The 22,242-nt window shown below is 75.1% G+C and carries 20 protein-coding genes; 11 read left to right on the plus strand and 9 right to left on the minus strand.

Features of this window, described 5'->3' with window-relative positions; translation table 11 throughout:
• Nucleotides 1-64 precede the first annotated feature (64 nt).
• A complete protein-coding gene (locus ACFP3R_RS01040; protein WP_380631816.1) occupies nucleotides 65-475 on the plus strand; it encodes a nuclear transport factor 2 family protein in 411 nt (136 codons plus the stop codon).
• The gene (locus tag ACFP3R_RS01045; RefSeq protein ID WP_380631818.1) at nucleotides 472-1,317 is read left to right on the plus strand and encodes a Rossmann-fold NAD(P)-binding domain-containing protein; all 846 of its coding nucleotides are present in this window, start codon (nucleotides 472-474) and stop codon (nucleotides 1,315-1,317) included. Before ACFP3R_RS01040 ends, ACFP3R_RS01045 begins: the two co-directional genes overlap by 4 nt.
• Here the strand turns inward: ACFP3R_RS01045 and ACFP3R_RS01050 are convergent.
• From ACFP3R_RS01050 to ACFP3R_RS01065, 4 genes are all read right to left on the minus strand, one after another.
• A complete protein-coding gene (locus tag ACFP3R_RS01050; RefSeq protein WP_380631820.1) occupies nucleotides 1,283-1,708 on the minus strand; it encodes a DoxX family membrane protein in 426 nt (141 codons plus the stop codon). The genes ACFP3R_RS01045 and ACFP3R_RS01050 overlap by 35 nt on opposite strands.
• Nucleotides 1,709-1,782: 74 nt before the next feature.
• Nucleotides 1,783-3,402 (minus strand): hypothetical protein, encoded by a 1,620-nt coding sequence (locus ACFP3R_RS01055; RefSeq protein ID WP_380631822.1) that lies wholly within the window; start codon nucleotides 3,400-3,402, stop codon nucleotides 1,783-1,785.
• Complete coding sequence (locus ACFP3R_RS01060; protein ID WP_380631824.1) at nucleotides 3,399-4,403, minus strand: FkbO/Hyg5 family chorismatase; 1,005 nt, start codon at nucleotides 4,401-4,403, stop codon at nucleotides 3,399-3,401. Before ACFP3R_RS01060 ends, ACFP3R_RS01055 begins: the two co-directional genes overlap by 4 nt.
• A 28-nt stretch (nucleotides 4,404-4,431) precedes the next feature.
• Nucleotides 4,432-5,550 (minus strand): 3-deoxy-7-phosphoheptulonate synthase, encoded by a 1,119-nt coding sequence (locus ACFP3R_RS01065; RefSeq protein WP_380631826.1) that lies wholly within the window; start codon nucleotides 5,548-5,550, stop codon nucleotides 4,432-4,434.
• Nucleotides 5,551-5,898: 348 nt separating this feature from the next.
• Here ACFP3R_RS01065 and ACFP3R_RS01070 point away from each other — a divergent pair, with 348 nt between their 5' ends.
• From ACFP3R_RS01070 to ACFP3R_RS01080, 3 genes are read left to right on the plus strand one after another with little or no spacing between them, the layout of a single operon-like run.
• The gene (locus ACFP3R_RS01070) at nucleotides 5,899-6,474 is read left to right on the plus strand and encodes a hypothetical protein (protein ID WP_380631827.1); all 576 of its coding nucleotides are present in this window, start codon (nucleotides 5,899-5,901) and stop codon (nucleotides 6,472-6,474) included.
• Nucleotides 6,471-7,670 carry a sensor histidine kinase gene (locus tag ACFP3R_RS01075; RefSeq protein WP_380631828.1) on the plus strand — a complete coding sequence of 400 codons (1,200 nt, stop codon included), beginning with the start codon at nucleotides 6,471-6,473 and terminating at the stop codon, nucleotides 7,668-7,670. The genes ACFP3R_RS01070 and ACFP3R_RS01075 overlap by 4 nt, the downstream gene beginning before the upstream one ends.
• The gene (locus ACFP3R_RS01080) at nucleotides 7,667-8,368 is read left to right on the plus strand and encodes a response regulator (RefSeq protein ID WP_380631830.1); all 702 of its coding nucleotides are present in this window, start codon (nucleotides 7,667-7,669) and stop codon (nucleotides 8,366-8,368) included. Before ACFP3R_RS01075 ends, ACFP3R_RS01080 begins: the two co-directional genes overlap by 4 nt.
• A gap of 53 nt (nucleotides 8,369-8,421) precedes the next feature.
• On the opposite strand, the gene ACFP3R_RS01085 is transcribed toward ACFP3R_RS01080, so the two are convergent.
• From ACFP3R_RS01085 to ACFP3R_RS01100, 4 genes are all read right to left on the minus strand, one after another.
• Nucleotides 8,422-9,951 carry a bifunctional 3-(3-hydroxy-phenyl)propionate/3-hydroxycinnamic acid hydroxylase gene (locus ACFP3R_RS01085; RefSeq protein WP_380631832.1) on the minus strand — a complete coding sequence of 510 codons (1,530 nt, stop codon included), beginning with the start codon at nucleotides 9,949-9,951 and terminating at the stop codon, nucleotides 8,422-8,424.
• A gap of 95 nt (nucleotides 9,952-10,046) precedes the next feature.
• Nucleotides 10,047-13,199, minus strand: a complete 3,153-nt coding sequence (locus tag ACFP3R_RS01090; RefSeq protein WP_380631834.1) for a BTAD domain-containing putative transcriptional regulator — start codon at nucleotides 13,197-13,199, stop codon at nucleotides 10,047-10,049.
• Nucleotides 13,200-13,251: 52 nt separating this feature from the next.
• On the minus strand, nucleotides 13,252-14,484 hold the full coding sequence (locus ACFP3R_RS01095) for a metal-dependent hydrolase family protein (protein ID WP_380631836.1): 1,233 nt from the start codon (nucleotides 14,482-14,484) through the stop codon (nucleotides 13,252-13,254).
• On the minus strand, nucleotides 14,481-16,223 hold the full coding sequence (locus ACFP3R_RS01100; protein WP_380631837.1) for a flavin monoamine oxidase family protein: 1,743 nt from the start codon (nucleotides 16,221-16,223) through the stop codon (nucleotides 14,481-14,483). The genes ACFP3R_RS01095 and ACFP3R_RS01100 overlap by 4 nt, the downstream gene beginning before the upstream one ends.
• A 388-nt stretch (nucleotides 16,224-16,611) precedes the next feature.
• Here ACFP3R_RS01100 and ACFP3R_RS01105 point away from each other — a divergent pair, with 388 nt between their 5' ends.
• From ACFP3R_RS01105 to ACFP3R_RS01115, 3 genes are all read left to right on the plus strand, one after another.
• On the plus strand, nucleotides 16,612-17,271 hold the full coding sequence (locus tag ACFP3R_RS01105) for a hypothetical protein (protein WP_380631839.1): 660 nt from the start codon (nucleotides 16,612-16,614) through the stop codon (nucleotides 17,269-17,271).
• A 23-nt stretch (nucleotides 17,272-17,294) separates the two neighbouring features.
• Nucleotides 17,295-18,437, plus strand: coding sequence for a carboxylate-amine ligase (locus ACFP3R_RS01110; RefSeq protein ID WP_380631840.1), 1,143 nt, complete (start codon nucleotides 17,295-17,297; stop codon nucleotides 18,435-18,437).
• Between the two features lie 417 nt (nucleotides 18,438-18,854).
• On the plus strand, nucleotides 18,855-19,247 hold the full coding sequence (locus tag ACFP3R_RS01115; protein WP_380631842.1) for a response regulator transcription factor: 393 nt from the start codon (nucleotides 18,855-18,857) through the stop codon (nucleotides 19,245-19,247).
• A 99-nt stretch (nucleotides 19,248-19,346) separates the two neighbouring features.
• Here ACFP3R_RS01115 and ACFP3R_RS01120 read toward each other — a convergent pair whose 3' ends face one another.
• The gene (locus ACFP3R_RS01120; RefSeq protein WP_380631844.1) at nucleotides 19,347-19,583 is read right to left on the minus strand and encodes a hypothetical protein; all 237 of its coding nucleotides are present in this window, start codon (nucleotides 19,581-19,583) and stop codon (nucleotides 19,347-19,349) included.
• A 169-nt stretch (nucleotides 19,584-19,752) separates the two neighbouring features.
• On the opposite strand from ACFP3R_RS01120, the gene ACFP3R_RS01125 reads away from it, so the two are divergent.
• Genes ACFP3R_RS01125 through ACFP3R_RS01135 form a run of 3 tightly spaced genes read left to right on the plus strand, consistent with a single transcriptional unit; the run spans nucleotide 19,753 to nucleotide 22,240 of the window.
• Nucleotides 19,753-19,833 (plus strand): putative leader peptide, encoded by an 81-nt coding sequence (locus ACFP3R_RS01125; RefSeq protein WP_380632119.1) that lies wholly within the window; start codon nucleotides 19,753-19,755, stop codon nucleotides 19,831-19,833.
• A gap of 56 nt (nucleotides 19,834-19,889) precedes the next feature.
• Nucleotides 19,890-21,026: a dimethylsulfone monooxygenase SfnG gene (gene sfnG, locus ACFP3R_RS01130; protein ID WP_380631846.1), complete on the plus strand. Its 1,137-nt coding sequence runs from the start codon at nucleotides 19,890-19,892 to the stop codon at nucleotides 21,024-21,026.
• The gene (locus ACFP3R_RS01135) at nucleotides 21,023-22,240 is read left to right on the plus strand and encodes an acyl-CoA dehydrogenase family protein (protein ID WP_380631847.1); all 1,218 of its coding nucleotides are present in this window, start codon (nucleotides 21,023-21,025) and stop codon (nucleotides 22,238-22,240) included. The genes sfnG and ACFP3R_RS01135 overlap by 4 nt, the downstream gene beginning before the upstream one ends.
• Nucleotides 22,241-22,242 lie beyond the last annotated feature (2 nt).

The raw sequence follows: 22,242 nt of genomic DNA on the forward strand, positions 1-22,242 counted from the left end.
GAACGGTACCGTCCGGCGTAGGTTGAACGGGACGGTACCGTTCCGTCCAACTGGAGGTCCCACCGTGAACGCACGCGAGATCGTCGACGAGGCGCTGAGGCTGGTCCTGGCGCACGACATGGCCGGGTTCGCCGACCTGTGGGCCGAGGACGGCGTGCTGGAGTTCCCGTTCGCCACCCCCGACCGGCAGCGCCGCCTGGTCGGCCGCCACGCCGTCCGCGACCACCTGCGCGACTACACCGACCACGTCGCGCCCGAGGAGGTCACCGCGCTGACCGTGCACCTGACCACCGACCCCGAGGTCGTCGTGGCGGAGTTCGAGATCACGGGCCGGCTCGTCCCGACCGGCGCGGACTACCGGATGGGCTACATCGCCGTGGTCACCGCCCGGGACGGCGAGATCACCCGCTACCGCGACTACTGGAGCCCCGCGGCCGCGGGGGAGATCGGCTTCGGGGGAGGCGCGGCCGCGTGACCGCGCTCGTCATCGGCGGCACCGGCACGACCGGCCGCCGCCTCGTCGACCTGCTGCGCGGCACCACCGACCTGCGCGTGGCCACCCGCACCCCCACCACCGCCGAGCACGTCCGGTTCGACTGGCACGACCCGGCCACCCACGCGCCCGCGCTGCGCGGCGTGGACCGCGCCTACCTGGTGCCGCCACCGGGCACGACCGACCCCGTGCCGCTCGTGGCGCCGTTCCTCGCCCTCGGGGGCCTGCGCCGCGTGGTGCTGCTCGGCTCCTCCGCCGTCGAGGAGTCCGACACCGGCCTGGGCGCCCTGCCCCGCCTGGTGCGCTCCGCCGTCCCGGAGTGGACCGTGCTGCGCCCGTCCTGGTTCATGCAGAACTTCACCGGGGACCACCTGCTGGCCCGCGGCCTGCGCGCCACCGGCGAGATCGTCACCGCCACCGGGGACGGGCGGGTCGCGTTCGTCGACGCCGGCGACATCGCCGCGGTCGCCGCCCGCGCCCTGACCGACCCCGAACCCCACGACACCGACCACGTCATCACCGGCCCCGAGGCCCTGTCCTACGCCGACGCCGCCGAGGTCGTCACCAGGATCGCCGGCCTGCCCGCGCGCCACCGGTCGGTCAGCGAGGAAGCGCTGACCGACCGGTTGGCGGACTCGGGCGTACCCCTCGACTTCGCCCGGGTGCTCGCCGGCCTGGACGAGGCGATCCGGCACGGCGCCGAGGACCGCGTCACCGACACCGTGCCCTCCGTCACCGGCCGCCCCGCCCGGACCTTCGGCGAGGTCGTCGCGGCTCACCGCGACGACTTCACCCCCGCCGCGCGACCACCAGGGCGGCGGTGACCAGCACCAGGTTCTTCACCACGAACTCGCCCGCCACCGTCAGCAGCAGCGGGTTGCCGCCCACGAACGCCACCCCGGGCTGCACCAGCAGCACCAGGAACGTCCCCAGCAGGTGCAGCGCCACCAGCGCCGCCACCGGTCGCACCGCGACCCCCAGGACCAGCGCCGCGCCCGCCAGCACCTCGAACACCCCGACGGCGGGCACGAACCACGACCCCGGCAGGAACGGCACGGTGTCCGCGACCAACTGGTGCACCGGCGAGTCGCCGGTGACCTTCAACGCCCCGAACCACACGAACACCACGCCCAGCGCGACCCGCAGCGCCGTGAACCCCCGGTCGGGGACCTCCCGCGCCGGGGTCTCCGGCGGTCTCAACAGTTCCTGACTCATGTTCCCCCCTGACGAAAGTTCCCAAGACCCCCCTCGGGAACGACTTCCACCACCCACGGTGCCCGGAAAAACCGTCAGCCGCCGGCCGCGCGCACGGTCGCGAGCGTCACACCGACCGACCGCAGCACCTCGTCCGTGCGCGCGACCTGCCCGGACACCGCCTCCAGCGCCCGCGCGACCGCCGGTCCCACGACCCCCGGCCACTCCACGCCGCCGGCCCGCTCCCGGGCCTGCTCGGTCGGCTCCGGGAACTCGGCCGCCACCGCGTGCACCACCGCGCCCAGCACCGCGTCGAGCACCAGTTCCGGCAGCATCGACGCCACCAGGTTCGGCAGGTGCCCCGGCTGCTCCTCGCCCGAGCGCGGCAGCCACGGGTCCAGGCTCGGCCGCAGCGCCTCCCACAGCGCCGCGTCCACCGCCCCGACCCCGAACCGCCCGGCCCACTGCGTCGCGTCGGCCCGCGTCACGGTGGTGGCCAGCACCTCCCGCACCTCCGCGCCGATCCGCAGCAGCTCCGCCAGGTCCGGCGAGCCGAGCGAGCCCGGCCGCAGGTCCATCGACACCCGGTGGTGCCAGCGCGCCGCCCACACCGCCCGCCACCACAGGTCCTCCTGCGCGCCGGGCCCGGCCAGCCACACCACGAGGTTGCGGTAGTAGGACTTGATCTCCTCGTACGCCGCCCGCCCCGAGTCGGACGCGGCGAACCCGACGCTCTTGACCGGGTCCCGGGGCACGGTCGGGTCACCGACCAGGTTGACGTTGAAGAAGTGGTGCCACGTGGCGTCCACCGCCACCCGGCCCACCCCCGCCCGGTGCCCGTCGTAGGCGCCGACCGCGCCGAAGGTCCGCGCGTCGAGCCTGCCCTTGCGCGGGTCCCGCTCCGCCGGCCGGGAGCGGATCGTCGACCACGCCACCACCTCCGGCGCGATCCCGCCGGGGTACTCGGTGACCTCGTAGCCGGCGAAGGAGAACGTCGCGCCCAGGTCCTCCGGCACGTAGCACTCGCCCTCGTGCGGGTGGTCGGGCAGCACCCGGATCGGCCCGCGCGGCCCGCACAGCAGCGGGTGCGGGTAGGACTGGTGCGCCCACCTCGGCGAGTCCGACGTGGCGTACATGCGCGGCGTGACCACCTGCGGGACGTCGTCGGACTGGTCGTTGAGCTGGAACAGCGGGTCGTGCCCCTCCGACAGGGTGTCGTGCCGCGCCGGCCCGTCGATCGACGGCGCCACCGGTTCCCCGTTCGGGCCCGGCTGCGGCCAGTGCCACTTGCGCATGGAGCGCACCCGGGGCACCCCGCCGCACAGCGACACGCCCAGGTCCTCGTGGTCGCCGGTGGCGAACACGCCGCCACCGCCGTCCATGAACTCCGCCAGCGCGCGCAGCTCGGCCTCCTCCAGCGACGGCCGGTTGCCCCGGGCCACGCCGAACAACCAGACCTGGTCGTACCGCGACAGGTCGTGCCCGTCGAAGCGGAACAGGGTGATCTCGGCGGACAGCGCGGGCAGGTTGCGCTCGCGGTGCGCCTTGGTCACCTCGACCCGCGCCCACGGCAGGACCGGTTCCTCCAGCACGTCCACCAGTGTGGCCAGGCCGAAGTCGGCCCGGTCGAAGCTCGCCTCGCCGTCGGTCACCACCAACACCCGGATGACCCGGGGCTCGGCGAGGACGGACGTGTCCGCTCGGTTGTCGTTCACGGTGCGATCCCTTCCACTTCCACCAACAGGTCCGGCCGGCAGACGTCCACCGCGAACACGGCGACCTCCGCCCGGCGGGAGAACTCCTCGCGGCACAGCCGCGTCACCACCGGCACGTCGCCGGGGCGCTTGACGTAGACCTTGACCCGGCGCAGGTCCGACAGGGCCCACCCGCCCGGCAGCCCGTGCCGGGCCAGGTTCTCCGGGCCGATCAGCGCGGCGATGTTGGCCAGCGTCACCTGGCACTGCCGCACCACGTCGCCGGGGCACACCGTGGCGTCGTCGAGGATGCTCGCGGTGCCGGACACGTAGAGCACGCCCCGGTCGCGCCCCGGCTCCGGCTCCAGCCACGTCGCGCGGGCGAAGCTCGGCGACCGCGGCCCGTACCGCTCCGGGTACTCGTGCGCGGGCACCTGCAACGGGTTCTCCAGGTGCACGGCGCGCCGCGAGCGGTGCGCCAGGAAGTAGAACCCGGCCCCGCCGCCCAACGCGCCGATGCCGGTGGCGGCGGGCATGGGGCGCGGCGACTCGTCGAACGCCCGCGCCCGGCCCACGCAGAACCCGGTGTAGACCTCGGCGCCGTCGGCGTCCGGGGCGGTGATCCCCTCGATCACGTTCCACATCCGGAACAGGTGCGGGTAGCCCAACCGGTCCACCAGGTCGAACGCCGCCAGGTACGCCGCCCGCGCGGCCCCGCCGCACCCGGCCGAGGGCCCGAGGTCCACCGCGCCGAACAGCACCTCGCCGTCGTGGGCGTAGTGCAGGCCCCGGTGCTCGCCGGTGGTCACCGGCCCGGTGGCCTCCCAGACCTCCACGACCTCCGGCACCCCCGGCCGCACCATGTGCAGCGGCAGCACCGGACGGCCGTGCTCCCACCGGACCGGGCCCGCCCGGTCCCCGTGGCGGACCGCCCCCAGCACGCCCGCGCCCGCCGTGCCCTCGAACTCCGCCGCCGTCCGGAACGAACACAGCGACGGTGTGGTCTCGTTGGTGCGCAACACTTCGTCCTCCCCAAGGTCTTCCGCTGTCTCAGTCGATCCCGTGCCACGCCGCGACCACGGCGAGCGCCTGCTCCGGGTTGAGCCGGGGGTCGCACAGGCTGCGGCGCGGCCCCGAGCGCGTCGCCGAGCCGTTCCACCGGCACTCGGCCACCTCGTCGGGCGTGGCCTCCAGGTGCAGGCCGCCGGCCACCGCGCCGGCCACGTGCGCGGTCGCCCGGAAGTCCGCCACCTCGCGGACCACCGCGTCGACGAACCGGGTCTTGTGGCCGTCGGCGTCGACGACGGTGTTGCCGTGCATCGGGTCGCACAGCCAGATCACCGGGTGACCCGCCGCGCGCACCGCGGTCACCAGCGGCAGCAGCAGCGCCGACACGCGGTCCGCGCCCAGCCGGGCGATCAGCGTGAGCCTGCCCGGCGTGCGGTCGGGGTCCAGCCGCTCGCACAGCGCCAGCAGCTCGTCCCGGCCCGTGCCCGGCCCGACCTTGCACGCCACCGGGTTGGCCACCGACGCCAGCAGCTCGACGTGCGCGCCGCCCGGGTCGCGGGTGCGGTCCCCGATCCACGGCCAGTGCGTCGAGGTGAGCAGCCGCGCGCCCCGCTCGTCGCGCCGCACCAGCGGCAGCTCGTAGTCCAGCACCAGCGCCTCGTGGCTGGTCCACGTCCACGGGCCGTGCTCACGCAGGTACTCCGTCGCCGCGCGCGCCGCGTGGTAGCCCGCGACCAGCCGAGCCGGGTCGGCCCGCCGGGCGCGTGCGTCCGGCTGCGGCGCGTTGACCAGGTCGCCCCGGTACACCGGCAGCTCCACGCCGTCGACCACCTCGGTCGGGCTGGACCGCGGCTTGGCGAACTGGCCCGCGATCCGGCCCACCCGCGCCACCGGGCGCCCCCGGCCCAGACCCCGCGCCAGCCGGCCCAGCAGCGCCACCTTGCGGGCCACGTGCTCGGGCCGGCACTCGGCGAACGGCTCGGCGCAGTCACCGGCCTGGAGCACCAGCCGCCTCCCGGCCGCCACCTCGGCCAGCGCCGAACCCAGCGCCGCCACCTCCTCGGAGGTGACCAGGCCGGGCAGCGCCGCCAGCCGGGCCCGGAACCGCCGGGCCCGGTGCTCGGACCACGGCGGCTGCTGGGCCGCCGGCCGCGCGCCCACCCGTTCCGACAATCCCGACCCGAAAGCACTCGGAATGGTTTCGATCGACATCGAGGCCGCCTCCCCCGCGATGCTCGCTGTTCGATTTCGAGAGCAATGGTGTCGAATCCGGGGGAGGTGTTTCATCTGTCCTGGGGTGGATTCCCGGCCTGCTCTTCCTCCCTCGTCGTCGCTCGATCGAGGTAAGACCGCGGGGGGACGGTCAAGGTCAACCGCCGGGGGGACGATACGGACCGACAGGGGGTGGTCCCATTGTCGGAGCGGCCCGGGAAATGACTCGCGTTCGACGCGGAGCGCGCCCGGCCGGGTCCCACGACAAAGGGGCGAGGCGGAGAACGGGGAGGAACAATGGCCGGATCCGATGTGCGACTGGTCGTGTCCGTGCAGGCGCGGGGGTTCGAGGCCGCGCCGTGGGAGGGCCACCTCGTCACCGGGGTGCTCGTCACGCCGGACGAGGTGCTGGTGCCGGCGGGCGCCGCCGTGCTCACCGGGGCCGCGGCGGGCATCGACCTGCTGGTGCTGCCCCTGGCCCCGGACCCCGGCGGCCTGGACACCGACCGGCGGCTGGAACGGCTCGCGGGCGTGCGGGTGCGGTTCGTGCCCACCGGCGGCGGGGGAGAGGCGGGCGGGATCTCCGCCGCCAACGCCTCGCGCTACCGGCCCCGGCGCCGGCGGGTCACCCGGGAGGCGCTCGACCGGTCCGTGGCCGAGCACGACCACGACGTGTGGGCCGCCCTGGAGGCCCTCGGCGTCGTCGAGGAGGGGCTGCGCGACGCCGTCACCGACGAGCTGCTGCGCGCCGTGCCCGCCGTGGAGGACGCCCAGCGCAGGATCAGGTTCCAGCACCACCTGGACGACGTCCCCGACCCCTGCTCGTCGCTGTGCTGCCTCGTCGGCGGCTGCTTCGGCGAGGAGAAGGGATGACCCGGCCCCGGGTCCCCCGGGAGCCGGCGGTCGACCTGGCCCTGGCGGTGGCCGCCTGCCTGGTGGACGCCTACGTGTTCTCCGCCCTGGTCAACCGCTGGGAGGGCGACGCCCGCGGGTGGCTGGCCGCCGCGTTCCTCGCGGCCGGCGCGGCGGCCCTGCTGCTGCGCCGGCGCCGGCCGGTGGCCGTGTTCGCGTTCGTGTGGGTGGCCGGTGTGCTCGCCGGACCGGTCAGCGGTGTCGACGTGCGCCTGACCGCGGTGTCCGGCGTCGCGCTGTTCACCGTCGCCCTCACCCGGCCCGGCCGGGTGTCGACCGCCGCGGTGGTCACCTGCTCGGTGCTCGCGCTGCTGGCCGGGGTGCAGGAGGCCGCGGCCAACCCGCCGGGGGACCGCGCCGTGGCGATGCCGGTCACCACGGTGTTCTCCCTGCTGCTCTACGGCTGCGTCTGGGCCGCCGGCCGGTGGACGCGGGTCAGCAGGCAGCTCGCCGCGCGGGAGGCGGTGCTGGCCGAGCGCAGCCGCATCGCGCGCGAGCTGCACGACATCGTCGCCCACGCGGTCACGGTCATGGTGCTCCAGGCGGCCGGCGCGCGACGCGTGCTCGCCACCGACCGGGCCCGGGTGGACCAGGCGCTCGGGCACATCGAGGAGGCGGGTGAGCAGGCCATGGGCGAGCTGCGCCGGATGCTGACCGCGCTGCGGCTGAGCTACCACGACGACCGGCACCCGCCCGACGGCCTCGCCGGCCGGCCCCAGCCCGGCCTGGCCGACCTGGACCACCTGGTGCGCACGGTGTCCTCGGCGGGCGTGCGCGTGCACACGCGGGTGGAGGGCAGTCCCCGCCGCCTGGCCGCCAGCGTCGACCTGGCCGCCTACCGGGTGGCCCAGGAGGCGCTGACCAACGTGACCAAGCACGTCGGACCGGGCGCGACCGTCGAGGTGCGGTTGAGCTGGGGCGACAGCGAGCTGACCGTGACCGTCGCCGACGACGGCCGGGGCCGGCTGCCCGACCGCGCGCTGTCCACCCACCACGGCCTGACCGGGCTGCGCGAGCGGCTGGCCATCGTCGGCGGGCGGCTGGCCGCCGACCCGCGCCCCGAGGGCGGGTTCCTGCTCACCGCCGTGCTCCCCGCGCCCGCCCCGCAGCCGGAGCGGGCGCCCGAGCACGTCGAGCACGTCGAGGAGGCGGGATGATCCGGGTGATGCTGGTGGACGACCAGCCCCTGGTGCGGGCCGGCCTGGTCATGCTGCTGGAGGCGGAGCCCGGCATCGAGGTGGTCGCCGAGGCCGACGACGGCGCGGACGCGGTGGCGCTGGCCGCCGAGCTGCACCCGGACGTGGTGCTGATGGACGTGCGGATGCCCGGCGTGGACGGGGTCGAGGCGACCCGGCGGATCGTCAACGCCGACCCGGAGGTCGAGGACCACGCCACCAAGATCATCATCCTGACGACCTACCACGTGGACGAGGCCGTGTACGCGGCGCTGCGGGCCGGCGCGTCGGGGTTCCTGCTCAAGGACGCCGTGCCGCGCGAGCTGGTCGACGCGGTGCGCACGGTCGCCTCCGGCGAGGCGTGGCTGGACCCGACCGTCGCGAAAGGACTGATCCGCGAGTTCGCCAGCCGGCCCGCGGGCAGCGCGCCGACCTCGGCCGAGCTGGGCGAGCTGACCACGCGCGAGCGCGAGGTGCTGGTGCTCGTCGCGCACGGCCTGTCGAACCCGGAGATCGCCACCCACCTGGTGGTGGGCGAGGCGACCGTCAAGACGCACCTGGGCCGCATCCTGATGAAGCTCGGCCTGCGCGACCGGGCCCAGGCCATCGCCGCCGCCTACCACAGCGGACTGGTCCAACCCGGTAGCCGGCCGCCACCGCCGGCCGGTCGGACCGCCTGAAACCCCGTTCTCCTCACTACCCCGGCCCCCTCACCACCCCCGTCCCCGACCGCTCACCGCACCGCCGGCACCACCCCGGCCGCGTCCACCCCGGCCGCGTCCACCCCCGTGGCGTGGACGAACCGGTCCGGGCGCAGCACCACCACGTCCGTGCCGTGCCGGGCGAACCACGCGGTCAGCACGCCGTCCCCGTCGACCACCTCGGTGATCCCGCCACCGGTCGCCCCACCCGGCGGCACCACCCGCACGAACCTCGCGGCCGGACCGCGCCACCCGGTCGCCGTGCCCAGATCCACCCCCGGCCCGACCACCGCGAACTCCGCCCCCAGCACGTCGTCGAGCAGCCGCCGCGCGCCGTCGACCAGCACCTCCGGCTGCGGGAACATCGTGCCGACCGCGCCGCGCCGACCGGGCAGCGCGGGCCGCGGCTTGAACTCGAACCGGCGCACGGCCCGCCGCACCCGGGGCACCAGCTGCACGGCCCGCAGCAGCACGTCCCGCGCGAACGCGGCGAACCGGTCCCGAACCAGGAACACCCGGCCGAGCCGGACGCTCGTGCGGGCCATCTCCTCGGCGTGCGGGCGGCGCTCGCGCTCGTAGGTGTCCAGCAGCGCGTCGTCCGCCTCGCCCCGCAGCACCAGCGCGAGCTTCCAGGTCAGGTTCGCCGCGTCCCGCAGCCCGCTGCACAGCCCCTGCCCGAGGAACGGCGGCATCTGGTGCGCCGCGTCGCCCACCAGGAACACCCGCCCGGCGCGCCAGCGCTCGGCCACCAGGTGGTGGAAGGTGTAGACGACCGCCCGCGTCACCGCGAACCGCTCCGGGTCCACGTACGGCGAGACCAGCCCGGCGATGGTCCCCGGCCGCGTCATCGCCTCCGGGTCCTCGCCGTCGCGCAGCACGAACTCCAGCCGGTGGGTGCCGAACGCGCCGGGCGAGACGAACGCCGGGCGCCGCCAGTCGCACACGAACCGGGTCGTCGGCACCCGCACCCCGCCGGGGGCCACGTCCCCGGACACCGCCAGCCACGGCTCGGCGTACGACGTGCCGGTCAGGTCGATGCCGGCGGCGACCCGGGTGGTGCTGCGCGCGCCGTCGCACCCCAGCACGTACCGGGCGCGGACCTCGCTCTCCGCGCCCGTGCGCACGTCCCGCAGCACCAGCGCCACGCCGTCCCCGTCCTGCCCGAGCCGCAGCAGCTCCACCCCCGTGCGCAGGGTGACGTGGTCGGGGAACCGGCCCAGACCCGCGCGCAGCGCCGCCTCCAGCCGGGGCTGGTCGAAGAAGTGCAGCGGCCCGGCGCCCAGCCCGAAGTCGACCTCGTCCAGCGCGATGGTGGCGAACGCGCGCCCCCTGGCGTTGACGTACTCCGCCGCCGCGGGCTGGTGCATGTCCGCGGCCACCTCGTCGCGCAACCCGGCCTGCTGGTAGATCCGCAGCGCCTCGTCGTCGCAGGAGAACGCGCGGGGCTGCCCGTGCGGCTCGGTGGAGCGCTCCACGACCAGCGTGCGCGCGCCGCGCACGCCGAGCAGGTTGGCGGTGAGCGCGCCGACCGGCCCGCACCCGACCACGACCACGTCGAACATCCTGTTCCTCCCCGTTCTCCCGACCGTGCCGGGCCATCCCAGCGGAGGGCTGTGGGAATCGTGTGGGAGTGCTGTGCGGACCCGCGCCGCACCCTTCAGGGACGGGGGAACCGGGCGGCCACCAGGTGCGCGCCCTGCTCGGCCGCGATGCGCGCCCCGGTGACCAGGTCCGCCGCCGCGCCGCGGGCCAGCCCCCGAATCCGGTGCAGCTCCGCGGCCAGCACCCGCTCCCCGACGGCCCCGGCGGCGGCCAGTCCCGCCTCCGCCAGCTCGGCGGCCTCGTCGAACCGGCCCACGGCCAGGTGCGCGTCGGCCACGGCGGCGGTGGTGATCGTGCGGGTGGACCGCAGCCCGAGCCGGTAGATGCCGTCGGCGGCGGTCCGCACGGCGGCCAGGCGCGACGCGTCGCCCCCGCGCACGGCGGCCCACTCGGCGAAGAAGTCGCCGACGGTCACGAAGTGCGGCATGTGCTGCCGCGCGCCGAGCTCCCGGCAGCGGCGGGCCGCGGCCTCCCCGGCGACCACGTCGTGCTCCTGGAGGGCGGTCCACCCGGCGAACAGCGCGGCGTTGGCCCGGCCGTACGGGTCGTCGGCGCGCTCGGCCAGGTCGTGCGCGGCCCGCAGGTCGCGCCGCGCGGCGTCGGCGTCGCCGCGCAGCGAGCGGACCAGGGCGCGGAAGTCGTGGGTGGCGAGCGCGGGCGTCTGCCCGGTGCGGCCGACGAGCAGCCGGGCGTCGAGCCGGTCGACGGCCCCGGTCAGCAGGGCGTCGGCGTCGGCGAGGCGGCCGGTGAAGTAGGCGACCACGCCCAGCAGGTACCGGCCGGCCACCCCGGTCAACCCCGCCGTGCCGGTCCTGTCGCCCTCCTCGGTGAGCCGGGTCGCGAGGTCCCGGGCGATGGCGAACTCCGCGCGGTTGCAGGCCAGCTCGCCCAGCGTCCACCGGGCGAGGTGGTGCCCGTCGCCCGGCGGTTCCCGCTCCAGCAGCTCCCGCGCCCGCGCCGCCGCCCGGTCCACCGCGTCGCTGCCGACCCCCACCGCGATCTGGAGCAGCGACGTCCGCTTGAGCTGCACCGCCAGCTCGGCCGCACCCGTGGTCATCACGGCGGCGCGGTCCAGGTGCGCCAGCGCGTCCTCGTAGGCCAGCCGCCGGGTGGCGTCCTCCGCCGCCGCCAGCGTCCAGCGCAGGTGGTCCGCGCCCCGGTCCCGCGCCCGGCCGTAGTGGTGGGCCGACTCGGCCGGCGACAGCCACCCGCGCCCGGCGTCGGCCAGTCGGGCGTGCAGCTCGGCCCGGCGGCCCGGCCCCAGCTCCGCGTACACGGCCTCGGCGAACAGCGGGTGCCGGAACCGCACCACCCCGGGCCCGGTCTCCACCACCAGGTGCCCGACCTCGGCGAGCCACCCCGCGTCCGCCCCGAGCACCGCCACGTCCAGCTCGCGCCCCGCGACGCCCAGCAGGTCCACGCGGTCGCGGCTCGGCGCGTCCAGCGCGTGCAGCCGCAGGCGGACCGCGTCGCGCACGCCGACCGGCGGCTCGTCACCGGGCGAGGCCAGCAGCTCGGTGATCAGGAAGGGGTTGCCGCCGGTCCGGGTGACCAGCCGGTCCACCACGTCGGCCGGGGGCGCGGCCCCGGTCCGCGAGAGCACCAGCTCGGCCACCGCGCCCGCGTCCAGCCCGGCGGGCCGCACCTGGCGGTAGCCGGGTGAGCGGGCTAGGTCCGCGAACGCCGCGACCAGCACCGGGTCGTGCTCGTAGGGGCGCAGCGTGGCCACCACGAGCGCCCGCGACCCGGGCAGCGCCGCCGCGACGTACCTCAGCAGCAGCAGCGAGTCGGCGTCCGCCGCGTGCAGGTCGTCCAGCACCAGCACCAGCCCGGCGGGCTCGGCGGCCGAGCGGATCAGCTCGGACACGGCCTCGTAGGCCCGGAACCGCGCCGCCGGGTCGGTCGGCCCGGCCGGGGTCCCGGCGGCGAACCCCGCGAGCGCCGGGTCCTCCGCGCGCGGGGCCAGCGACCGCACCACCTGCGACCACAGCCAGAACGGCGGCGCCTGCCCGAGGTCCGGGCAACGCCCCCACACCACGGGCACGCCGGCCCGCCCGGTCAGCGCGCGGGCCAGGCTGGTCTTCCCGATCCCGGCCTCGCCGACCAGCGCGACGAACCGCCCGCCGTCCCGCACCGCCGCCGCGAGCGCCCTGTCCAGCACCGCCAACTCGGCCGACCGCCCCACGAGCCCCGGCGGTTCGGCCGCCGGCCCCGCCTGCTCGCCCGCCCGTGCCACGAGACCCGCCGGCCCGCTCGCTCGCCCCACGAACCCCACCGGCCCTGCTGCCTGTCCCGCCTGCTTGGCTGCCGGCCCTGCCGGCCCCGCCGCCCGTCCCGCCGGCCCCGCCGCCCGTCCCGCCGGCTCAGCCGCCTGCCCCGCCGGCCCCGACCCGCGCGCGTCCGGCACCTCAACCCCGCGCCCCGCCAGCCCCACCACCGCGTCCCACGCGTCCACGGGCGGCACGGCGTGGTCCAGGACCTGCCGGTGCAGCAGGCGCAGCCGCTCACCCGGCTCCACGCCGTACTCCTCGACCAACAACCGCCGGCCCTCGTCGAACACCGCGAGCGCCTCCGCCTGCTGCCCCGCCCGGTAGAGCGCGAGCATCAGCTGCGCGCGGGCGTGCTCGCGGTCCGGGTGGGCGGCCACGAACCGGCGCAGCTCCGGCAGCACCACGTGGTGCCCGCCCGAGGCCACGGCGGCGGTGAACCGGCACTCCCCGGTGGTCAGCCGCGCCTCGACCAGCAGCGCCACGTCGGGCCGCACCGCCGTCAGGTCGGGTGCCGGCACGTCCCCGCGCCACAGCGCCAGCGCCTCGGCGCAGTGCCGCTCGGCCGCCACGGGATCGCCGCCCGCCAGGGACCGCGCCCCCGCCTCCGCGAGGTCGGTGAAGCGCACCGCGTCCACGGCGGCCGGCGGGACGCGCAGCTCGTAGCCGCCGGTGTGCCCGAGCAGCACCTCACCGGGCGCGCGCGACCCGCGTCCCGGTTCCAGCGCCCGCCGCAGACCGGCCACGTAACCGCGCAGCGTCACGGCCGCGCGGCCCGGCGGCCGCCCGTCCCACAGCGCGTCCACCAGCCAGTCGACGCCGAGCACCCGGTTCGCCCGCAGCACCAGCAGCGCCAGCAGGTCCCGCTGCTTCGGCCCGCCGACCGCGACGACCCCGCCGTCGCGCTCCACCCGCAACGGCCCCAGGACCCCGAACCGCACGCACGAACCCCCCGGCAGCAGAGGCGGCGAGCCTACCTCGGCGCGGTCGCCTTCACGGGCGGGTGTGGATGTCACCCCCCTGCACCACGAAGTCGACCCGTCCCATCACGTCCATCGAGGTGAGCGGGTCCCCGGGCACCGCGACCAGGTCCGCGACGCAGCCGGGGCGCACGCGACCCAGTTCCGGGCGCCGCAGCAGGTCGGCGGCTGCGGCGGTGGCGGCGCGCAGCACGACGTGCGGGGGGATGCCCACCTCGGTCATGTCGACGAACTCGCGCCAGTTGTCCCCGTGGGGGAACACGCTGGCGTCGGTCCCGAAGACCAGGGTGGCGCCGCTGCCGGCGAGCAGTCGCGAGGACGCGCGGATGCGGTCGGCGTGGGTGCGGAACTGGGCGCGCACCACCGGCGGTTGGCTCGCCCAGAACCCGTCGTCGTCCAGGTGGCCGAGGAAGTGGGCCATGGAGTGCAGCGTGGGCACCAGGGGCACGCCGCGCTCGGCCAGCAGGGCGAAGGTCTCCTCACCCGCCATGTTGGCGTGCTCGACCGTGTCCACGCCCGCGCGCACGGCGCGCCGCACGGCCTCGTCGTTGAACGCGTGCACCGCGCACGGCAGGCCGAGGTCGTGCGCCGCACCGACGAGCGCGTCCATCTCCGCCTGGGAGTAGGTCACCGCCGCCGGGTCGTCGGCGGGGGAGGAGAAGCCGCCGCTGGCCGCGAACTTGATCCAGTCCGCGCCCGCCCGCGCCTGCTCGCGCACCTGGCGGACGACCTCGTCGACCCCGTCGCCCAGGGTGCCGACCTGGAGGCCGTACCGGGTGGCCAGGCTCGGCCGCTTCTCGCCGTGGCCGCCGCGCGCGGACAGCATGTTCGGCGCGGCGACCAGGCGCGGCCCGGTGACGATCCCCTCGGTCTGGGCGCGGCGCAGGTCGACGTTGCCGGGGTAGTCGCCGCAGCCCAGGTCGCGAACGGTGGTGAAGCCGTTGTCCAGCAACGCGCGCATCGCGGGCAGCGCCCACAGGATCTGGATGCCGGTGGGCTCGCTCACCAGGGCCTCGTCGAGCACGTGCACGTGGCAGTCGATGAGGCCGGGCAGCAGGGTGTGGCCGGGCAGCGCCACGGTGGTGGCCGCCCGCGCCGTGTCCACGTCCCGACCCACCGCCTCGACGCGCCCGCGACGCACCAGGACCCGGGCGTGCCCGTCCGGGAGGAACCGCTCGCCGTCCCACAGCCGGTCGGCGACGACCACGAGGTCGCCGTCCCGGTCGGTGCCCGACGCCGCGGTCATCGCCCGTCCCCGTCCGGGAGGACGAGCGGGCGGTGGTGCTCGTCGTCCCACAGGTCGCCGGGGCCGGGGTTGTCCGGGGTGGTGCGGCCGCCCAGGCAGCGCAGCACGCCCCAGGCGGCGTTGAGGCCGGAGGCCATCGCGTGGTCGAGCCACCCCGGCGACCACGCGACGTCGTCGCCCGCGAGGAACAGCGGTGTCGCCGGTTCGCCCGGCACCGCCGGTGAGCCGGTGAAGTCCTTGAGGAAGTTCGCGAACAGGTCCCACTGGTAGGTGTAGTCGCCGGGACGGCCGTAGCGGCAGTAACCGCGGAAGTTCCGCTCGTTCTCCCAGGAGATCGTGCACGCCTCGGCGGTGTCGGCCTGCCGGCGCAGTTCGTCGGCCACCCCGGGGTGGATCTCGGCCAGTTCGCGGACCAGCGCCCGGACCCTCTCGTCGAGGGTGGACGAGGCCAGCTTCATCGAGTCCTGGGCCCAGGTGAAGCTCAGCACGAGCACGCCGCGCCTGCCGCCGGGTTCCGGCGGCTCGCCGTAGTCGAGCGTGTAGGTCGCCCTGGGCAGGCGGTCGGTGATGGTGACGCCGTCCAGGCTCGTGCCCTCCCAGAAGGGTGACGGCGTCACCAGGACCGTCTTGGCCGACTGCCAGTAGCTGATCCTGCGGATCGCCTCGCGCAGGCGCGGCCCGAACGGCTGGACCCCGTTCAGCGGGCGGACCTCGACCCCGGTCTCCAGGATGTGCAGCTGCGGCGTGAACACCACGGCCGGGTACCACTGGCTGGTGCCGTCCTCGCAGTGCACGACCACCCCCTGGGCCGGCTCCGCGCCGACCTCCAGCACGGTCACCGCCGGCCGGGGCGCGCCGCGGTTGACCTCGGCGAGGCTGGTGGCCGTGCCGTCCGGCCCGGTGGTCCGCCGGTGCCAGAACGCGTCCGCGAGCGCGCTGATCCCCTCCTCCAGCAGGTACATCGTCGAGCCCTCGGTGGCCAGCAGCATCCGCAGCGTCTCCAGGAACGACAGGTGGTAGAAGGTGTCCCACACCGTGGTGGCCACGCCCGCGGTCCCCAGCAGGTGCGCGTCCGAGCGGCTCAGGCCGACGCCGCCGGGGTCGCGCAGGAACCGGTGGAAGGTCCACTCCTCGAAGCGGTGCGCCAGGTCGGACCACAACCGCCGCGCCCGCACGCGGTCGCGCGCCACCAGGGCCTCCTGGAGCTCGAACACGCCGATGCGCCGCAGCGCCGCCTCCCACCTCCGGTGCGCCCGGCCGAACCCGGGGTGCTCGGCGTACAGGTCCGTCATGGCGCTGACCGAGCGGGTCTCCCCGTTGAGGTCGACCACGGTCCGGGGCGTGACGTCGGCGGCGTACTCGTCGCGGAAGGGACGCCTGCGCAGGCCGAACTCCTCGGTGTAGTGGAGCAGCAGGTGGGCCGAGTCGGGGAAGCGCATGCACCCCATCTCGACCACGGCGCTGTCCGCGGGCGACAGCTTCCGGGAGTACATGCGCCCGCCGAGCCTGCGCCCGCCCGGCCCGCCGGGTTCGGTCTCCGCCTCGTAGACGATCGGGCGACAGCCGATCCGCAGCAGTTCGTAGGCCGCGGTCAGACCGCTGCCGCCGGCGCCGATCACGGCCACCGGCGAGCCCAGCGCGTGGTCGGGCAGCCGGCCGATCCGCCGGCCCCCCGACACGTGCTCGGCGTAGTCGAACGGGAAGTCGACCTGGAGGTCGGCGGCGCGCGGCTCGGTCACGCTCGGTCCTCTCCTCGGGTGGCGGCGACCGCGTGCGGTCACGCCGGCCGTTCCCGGTGTCGTGCGGGAACCGCTCCACCGGATGTGCGTGAGCGGAACTGGAAGGAATTCGATCGGCGGTCGCGGATCATTACCCGAACGGGTGCCGCAAGTCCTTCCCCGCAAAGTAACAGCGGTGGCCGCGCCCGGTCCAGTGCCGCCGGGAATTCGTGGAAACAAACCGCTCGTGTGCAGTAACCGAACCTGGTCCGACCGTCCTTTCAAGATGCTCGTTGGCCTGTTCGGAGTCGTACTCGATGGCCTAGGCCATAGGTTGCATGTCTTTTCGGAAGAAGGCGGCCTAGGGTGGAGGCGATGCGTTACCCGGAACGCGGCCAGGAGGACGGTCATGGCGAAAGCCGCGGAAATCATCCGGAACTACCAGGCGCTGCTGCCGGTCAAACAGCAGGTCGAGAGCAACGAACTGCTCGCGGCGGCGCGGGCGGGCCGGGTCCACCCGCAGCACCTCCAGCGGTTCGTCGCGGGCGAGTTCCTCACCCAGCAGGCGGAGATACCCCGGTTCGGGGTCATGCTCGACCGGTTCCGCCACGAGGTCCCGGACGGCTTCTTCGCGTACGTGGCCACGGTCTACATCTCGCAGCGGCGACTGCTGTCCGACGCCGCCGCCCCCGCCGTGGGCCTCGACCCCGAGGAGCTGCGCGGCGCGGACCTGCCGGGTGCGGTCGTCCAGCTCAACCACGCGGTCGCCTGGGTCGCCTCGCACGCCGGTCCGGCCGAGGCGGCGATGGAGCTGCACGCCGACTTCCAGCTGTTCTGCCCGGTGGCGGCCGAGCTGGTGCCCGCGTTGCGCGAGCTGGGCAACGTCCCGGACCCGGTGATCGCCTACCTGGAGAACTACTCGGCCGAACCCGAGGAGATGCGGCAGCGGCTGCCCGAGGTGGTCGAGCACGGCCTCTCCCGGGGCGAGCCCGAGCGGTGGGTCACCCGCAGCGCCGAGAACGTCCCCGACCTGCTGTCGGACTACTGGCACTACATCGTGGCCGGCTGACCGGTGTTCGGGAGGGGTGGGCGTTGGCGCTGACGGTAGGAGTGGAAGAGGAGTTCCTCCTCACCGACGTGACGACCCGGCGGGCGGTGTGCCGATCGGCCGACGTGCTCCGCGCCACGGTCCCGCGGGTCGGTGGCGGGATCGTCGCCGAGATGTCCGAGACCCAGGTCGAGACGGTCAGCCGGGTGTGCGCCGACCTCCCCGAACTCCGCTCGGAGCTGCTGGGGCTGCGTCGCGCGGCGGCCCGCGCCGCCGAGGGCGCCGGGTGCCGCCTGGTGGGCAGCGGCACCGTCGTCCTGGGCAGCCCCGGCCCGCCGCCGGTGCTCGACCGGCCGCGCTACCACCGGATCGTGGAGCGCTTCGGCCCGCTCGTGGACCAGCAGTGCGTCTGCTCGTGCCACGTGCACGTCGGGATCGCCGACCGCGACGAGGCGGTGCAGGTGGTCAACCACCTGCGCCCGTGGCTGCCGGTGCTGCTCGCGATCTCCGGCAACTCGCCGTACTGGGAGGGGCGCGACACCGGCTACCACAGCTGGCGGACCCAGCTGTGGGGCCGCTGGCCGACGGCGGGCCCGCCGCCGCGCCTGGCGGGCGCGGCCGAGTACCGGGAGGTGGTCGCGGACCTGGTGGGCAGCGGCGCGATCCTCGACGACGCGATGCTCTACTGGTACGTCCGCCCGTCGCACCACCAGCCCACGGTCGAGGTCAGGGTGGCCGACGTGCCGCAGGCGGTGGACGACGCCGTGCTGCTCGCGGCGTTGGTGAAGGGCCTCGCCACCACCGCCCTCGCCGAGGTGCGGGCGGGGCGCGGGGCGCCGTACGTGGCCGACCAGGTGTTGCGGGCGGCGTGCTGGCGGGCATCCCGCTACGGCCTCCCCGAGGACGGTGCCGACGGTGCCGCCGGTGCCGCCGGTGCCGCCGGTGCCGCCGGTGCCGCCGCATTGGCCGCCGACGGCCGCACGTGGTCGACGACGGGCGTGTCCGCCCTGCTCGACCACATCGGCCCGGTGCTGGACGCCGCCGGTGAGACGGGTTTCGTGCTCGACGCCCTGCGCGAGCGGCGCCTGGGTGGTTCGGGCTCCCACCGGCAGCGGCTGGCCCACCGGCGCCGGGGTCGGCTGGAGGACGTCGTGGACATGCTGGCGGATCGCGCGGTGGCGGGGTGAGCCCCGTCCGGCGCTCGGCGGCGCACCGCCGGAACCCGCGCGGAAATGGTCCTGCCACCGGGGTGCCGCATTTCCCGCGGTGCCCGTCCGCGCGGGTCGTGCCACCTCCGCGGTCGGGATCGGGGTGGTTCCGCCGGACGTGTCCGCGATGAACTCGGGAACCGGCCGTTTCCTCGTCGGAAAAACACGCAAAACGGTCTTCGGGGTGGTGGGAACGAATTTCCCGCCTGATCTCCCGGGCCTGTTCGACGTGTCGGGCGGCGAATTCCTCCACCGCCCGGCGCGACGCCCCTGTCCCGGTGTCGAAAAACTTTGTTGTGAAGTGATCAGGCGACAACCCGTTCAGTGGATTTCACCGAACGGGGGCGATCGCTACAATAACGGTGTGTAGTCGCGCACGATGACGGGACGGTCCTGATGCCACCGTCGCAGGATGATTTCCACCGAGCCCTGAGCAGGGCGCTGGAGCTGCAACGGCTCGCCTCGGAGGCGTGGAGCCAGGTGCACCACAGCCTCGACACGCGACCGCGCGAGGTCCGGCGAACACCGACGACCCCGCCCGCCGACCTGACCCCGCGCGAGACGCAGGTGATCACCCTGATGGGCACGGGTATGCCGAACCGGTCGATCGCCCGGCAGCTCCACATCTCCGAGCGCACCGTCAAGTCCCACCTGCACAGCATCTTCGCCAAGTTGGGGGTCGCCACGCGCGGCGAGGCGGTCGCGCGGCTGAACGGCAGCCCCCCGCCCGGCTGGCTGTGCCCGAGGTGCTCGGCCGCGTACCACGGCACGGGCATCCGGCCGGGCTGATGTGCGCGCGGCCCGAACTCCCGACCCGCGCGCGGCCAGGCTTCACCCCACCGCGCGCGCCCGGACGGCAGGGCTCGCGGCCCTGCCCCCTACCCGGCGCTAGGTACCGCCCCCGCCATCGCCGCCGCCGAACCCGCCGTGCGTCCCCCCGCTCGTGCCGAGCCCGCCCGCGCTGTGCGGCCCGTTCCGGGCCGCCGAGTCGGACCGGTCACCGCGGCCGACCCGGTCGGCGGGCACCACGAGCCCCTCCCTGATCCTGCGGGACCTGTGGTCCACCACCAGTCCCAGCGCCGACAACGCCCCGACCACCACCAGGAACCACGCCCATGGAGGCATGTCGACCACCCCTTCCGAAACCCCGTGCCGAGAGTCTCCGGCAGGCCCGGACTGTGGTGCAGGTCACCTGGGCATTGCTTGAGGTTCGGACCGCGCAAGTCCCGTTCAGCATGTGGACCGGTCGCGCCGCGCGTTGACCCGGTCGCGGCGCGCTGCTGGAGTGGGAGCCGTGCAGCAACGGATCGCGTTGACCCGGCGCCGCCACGTGGACCTCGTCCGCGTCGCCGCGCAGGGCTGTTCCCGTCGCTAGGCCCGACTTCCCCTCACCAGTCCACTTCGGACAAACAACAGCACTGGAGATCCACCGTGCCCGAGAACCGGGAGCGGGGGCCGCTGAAGTTCGCCTACTGGGTGCCCAACGTCAGCGGCGGCCTCGTCGTGAGCAAGATCGAACAACGCACCGACTGGTCCTACGAGTACAACCGCGAGCTGGCCGTGCTCGCCGAGGAGAACGGGTTCGAGTACGCCCTCAGCCAGGTCCGCTACCTGGCCGGCTACGGCGCGTCCCACCAGCACGAGTCCACCAGCTTCAGCCTCGCCCTGCTGCTGGCCACCCAGCGGCTGAAGGTGATCGCCGCCGTCCACCCCGGCCTGTGGCACCCGGCCGTGCTGGCCAAGTTCATCGCCACCGTCGACCACGTCTCCGGCGGTCGCGCCGCGGTCAACGTGGTCAGCGGCTGGTTCAAGGGCGAGTTCACCGCCCTCGGCGAGCCCTGGCTGGAGCACGACGAGCGCTACCGGCGCGCCGAGGAGTTCATCCGCGTGCTGCGGGCGAGCTGGACCGAGGACTCGGCGCAGTTCGCGGGCGACTTCTACCGCCTGCGCGGCTACGACCTCAGGCCCAAGCCGCTGGAGGTGCCCGGCCGGGCGCACCCGGAGGTCTTCCAGGGCGGCAACTCCACCGCCGCCCGCGCCATGGCCGGCCGGGTGTCCGACTGGTACTTCAGCAACGGCAAGGACTTCGACGGCGTCACCGAGCAGGTCGAGGAGGTCGGCCGCGCGGCCGCCTCGCACGGCCGCACCGTGCGGTTCGGGCTCAACGGCTTCCTCATCGCCCGCGACACCGAGGCCGAGGCGCGCGAGACGCTGCGCGAGATCGTGGCCAAGGCCGACGTCCCGGCCGTGCAGGGGTTCCGCGACGCCGTCCAGCAGGCGGGCAGCTCCACCGGCGACGGCAGGGGCATGTGGGCCGACTCGTCCTTCGACGACCTCGTGCAGTACAACGACGGCTTCCGCACCCGCCTGGTCGGCACGCCGGAGCAGGTCGCCCACCGCATCGTCGAGTACCGGAAGCGCGGGGTGGACCTGCTGCTGCTCGGTTTCCTGCACTACCACGAGGACGTCGCCCACTTCGGCCGCCACGTGCTGCCGATCGTCCGCGAGCTCGAAGCCTCCCTCGACGCCTCCGCCGCCACCGCCGAACCGATCGGAGCCAACCCGTGACCACCTCAGCGCAGCACACCTGGACCACCACCCCGACCACCCCCGGCCAGTGGCTCGACCGCGCCCGCGAGGTCGCGGCCCTGCTGGCCGTCGACGCCGTGGCCCGCGACCGGGCGGGCGCCACGCCGTACGCGGAGGTGGCGCTGCTCAAGGACGCCGGTCTGGTGACCCTGCTCGGCCCGGTCGGGCACGGCGGCGGCGGCCAGGACTGGACCACCGCCTACCGGGTGATCCGTGAGGTCTCCGCGGGTGACGGCTCGATCGGCCAGCTGCTGGGCTACCACTACCTGTGGGCCTGGGCCGCGCGCCTGGTCGCCACCCCGGCGCAGATCGCGGCGGTGGAGGAGCAGGCCACCCGCGAGCGGTGGTTCTACGGTGGCGCGGTCAACCCGCGCGACCACGACCTGGTCATCACCCGGGAGGGCGACGACCTCGTCTTCACCGGCCGCAAGTCCTTCTCCACCGGCGGCAAGGTCTCCGACGTCACCGTGCTGGAGGGCGTGCTGGAGGGCACCGACGACCACGTCTTCGCCATCGTCCCGTCCCACCAGACGGCCATCGTGTTCGACGACGACTGGGACAACCTCGGGCAGCGGCTCACCGAGAGCGGCGGCGTCGAGGTCCGGGGCGTGCGGGTGCCGTGGGCGCAGGCCGCCGGCTACGTCGACGGGAAGTTCCTGCCCAGGGTCTACAACACGCTCAACGTGCCGCTGATCCAGCTCGTGTTCGCCAACCTCTACCTCGGCATCGCCAAGGGCGCGCTCACCACGGCCGCCGCCTACACCCGCGACCGCACCCGGCCCTGGCCCTACGCCCTCGACGTCAAGGGCAGCGCGGTCGAGGAGTTCCCCGTCCTGGAGACCTACGGCGACCTCCAAGCCAAGCTGTGGGCGGCCGAGGCGCTGGCCGAGCGCGCCGCGGAGCTGATCGAGGCGATCAACACCCACCCCGACACCGTCACCGAGCGGGAACGCGGCGAGGCGGCCGTGGTCGTCGCCGCCGCCAAGCAGCGCGCGATCGACACCGGCCTGGAGATCGGCACCCGGGTCTTCGACGTCACCGGCGCCCGCGCCACCGCCAACACCGTCGGCCTGGACATCTTCTGGCGCAACATCCGCACCCACAGCCTCCACGACCCCACCGCCCACAAGCGCGCCGAGGTCGGCCGCTACGCGTTGCTCGGCGAAATCCCCCAACCCACCTGGTACACGTGACC

It is taken from the genome of Saccharothrix lopnurensis, assembly GCF_042658445.1.
Lineage (GTDB): Bacteria > Actinomycetota > Actinomycetes > Mycobacteriales > Pseudonocardiaceae > Actinosynnema > Actinosynnema lopnurensis.

Coding starts and splice junctions, on each gene's coding strand:
- ACFP3R_RS01050 (WP_380631820.1), bottom strand. CDS start 1,708: ATGAGTCAGGAACTGTTGAGACCGCCGGAGACCCCGGCGCGGGAGGTC.
- ACFP3R_RS01070 (WP_380631827.1), top strand. CDS start 5,899: ATGGCCGGATCCGATGTGCGACTGGTCGTGTCCGTGCAGGCGCGGGGG.
- ACFP3R_RS01075 (WP_380631828.1), top strand. CDS start 6,471: ATGACCCGGCCCCGGGTCCCCCGGGAGCCGGCGGTCGACCTGGCCCTG.
- ACFP3R_RS01080 (WP_380631830.1), top strand. CDS start 7,667: ATGATCCGGGTGATGCTGGTGGACGACCAGCCCCTGGTGCGGGCCGGC.
- ACFP3R_RS01085 (WP_380631832.1), bottom strand. CDS start 9,951: ATGTTCGACGTGGTCGTGGTCGGGTGCGGGCCGGTCGGCGCGCTCACC.
- ACFP3R_RS01095 (WP_380631836.1), bottom strand. CDS start 14,484: ATGACCGCGGCGTCGGGCACCGACCGGGACGGCGACCTCGTGGTCGTC.
- ACFP3R_RS01105 (WP_380631839.1), top strand. CDS start 16,612: ATGGCGAAAGCCGCGGAAATCATCCGGAACTACCAGGCGCTGCTGCCG.
- ACFP3R_RS01115 (WP_380631842.1), top strand. CDS start 18,855: ATGCCACCGTCGCAGGATGATTTCCACCGAGCCCTGAGCAGGGCGCTG.
- ACFP3R_RS01120 (WP_380631844.1), bottom strand. CDS start 19,583: ATGCCTCCATGGGCGTGGTTCCTGGTGGTGGTCGGGGCGTTGTCGGCG.